Here is a 1,652-nt window from a genome sequence, read left to right on the forward strand (position 1 = left end):
GCAGGTCGCCGCCCTCTTCGCGCGTCTCCTTCGCAGGGCGCACGATGCGGCTATCGGCCACGGGCGGGAAACGCAGTGCAGGTGCAATGCGGCCGAGGGCCTCGGGGAGTGCGTCAGCCAGATCCTGCCCGTCGCGGGCAACGCAGGTATAGTCCATGCCAAAGGCCGTGCTGGCCCAGCCATGAAAGCCCAAGACCTGCTCGGGGTGCGCTTCCATCCACGCATTGATGCGCAGGGCTCCGTCTCCCATGTTCGTGTCCTCGATATCGACGCAGGACAGCCAGGTCTCATCGCCCGGCATCTCGCCGATCTCGCGCTTGCGGAAGAACACGATATCCACGACCACATCCGTGCCGGCATCGGCGCGCATGGTGCTAGCCGGCAGGCGCACCGCGCCCAGGAACTCGGCCTCCTCATGAATGAGCGTGCGCGCACGGGCATCGGTCTTGTCGAGCGTATGGCGCGAGATCACGAAAGCCGCGACCCCATTGGGGCGCAGGGCATTGATCGAGCGGGCCAGGAACCAGTCATGGAGCGACAGCCCCTTGAGGTCACGCGGCTCTGCCTGGCTCACGGTGCGGTTCGAGAATGGCGGGTTGCCGATCGCCAGATCGTAGCCCGTGCTCAGCTTGGCACGGGTGAAGTCCTCTGCGCGGATCCACTGCTTCGGATAAAGCTTCGCAGCGATGCGCGCCGTGAGCGGGTCCATCTCGATGCCGGTGAAGGCGATCTTGCCCTCGAGCTTTTCAGGGCGCGATGCGACGAACAGGCCTGTCCCGCACCCCGGCTCCAGCACGGACCCGCCTGCGAAGCCGCGCGCCATCATGAAGTCCCACATGGCATGGACGACCGTTTCAGGGGTGTAGTGGGCATACTGGGTCGAGCGTGCGAGGGCGCTGCGTTCTGCCTCGGTGGTGCAGGCTTTGAGATCAGCACCCAGCTTTTCCCACCCTGCGCGATAGGCTTCATTGGCGCGGGGGAAAAGCGCGTTTGCCAGCTCCCCTGCCCCGAAGCCTGTGAAGCGGCTCAGCTGCGCCTGCTCTTCGCTCGTCGCGTTTCGGGCCTCGCGCTCGAGGGTCGATACCAGCTTGATCGCCTCGATGTTGTCACGCGCACGCGCCTTCCAGCCCTGCGCCAGACCACGCAGACCGGCGAGACGGAAATCAGTCTGAGGAATGACGAGGGGTTCGACCGCAGGCAGCAGCGCGCCCGGTGCATCGCCCTCTTCGCCTTCCAGTTCACCCCAGAACAGGTTCGCGTTGCCATCAAGGGCGGTATCGCCAAACAGGCTGAGTTGGAAATCGGCGTTCGACATCGGCTGGCATCCGTGCAGGACCGGACCTCACCTGCGCTCTGTGTCGCGGGAGGATGCGGTGATTGGAGAGGGTCCGGGATCGAGATTTTCTTTTCTCTCTCCCTTCTCCATCTCCGGCACCAGGACCCGGCGGCAGGGTTAAGCCCGGTGCGCTCGCGCGCCGGCACCGCAGCCACGCGCAGCGACCGCAGGTCGTGAGCATGGCGAGGCGCCACGGCTTAGCCATGACGGCGGGTTCTGGTCCGCCTCTCTCCTCTGTTAAATGCGGGACGCACCGTCAGGCATCAAAGCATCATGTTCATGTTTACATGAACATGACCGACTTGGCGCAGCGCTG

The 1,652-nt window shown here is 64.9% G+C and carries 1 protein-coding gene; it reads right to left on the reverse strand.

Annotated features, from left to right (window positions below):
• A partial coding sequence (locus P792_RS36935) for a class I SAM-dependent methyltransferase (protein WP_023977776.1) occupies nt 1–1,315 on the reverse strand: 1,315 nt, incomplete at its 3' end.
• Nucleotides 1,316–1,652 lie beyond the last annotated feature (337 nt).

Origin of the sequence: Asaia sp. SF2.1, from assembly GCF_000505765.1 — a bacterium.
Taxonomy (GTDB): domain Bacteria; phylum Pseudomonadota; class Alphaproteobacteria; order Acetobacterales; family Acetobacteraceae; genus Asaia; species Asaia bogorensis.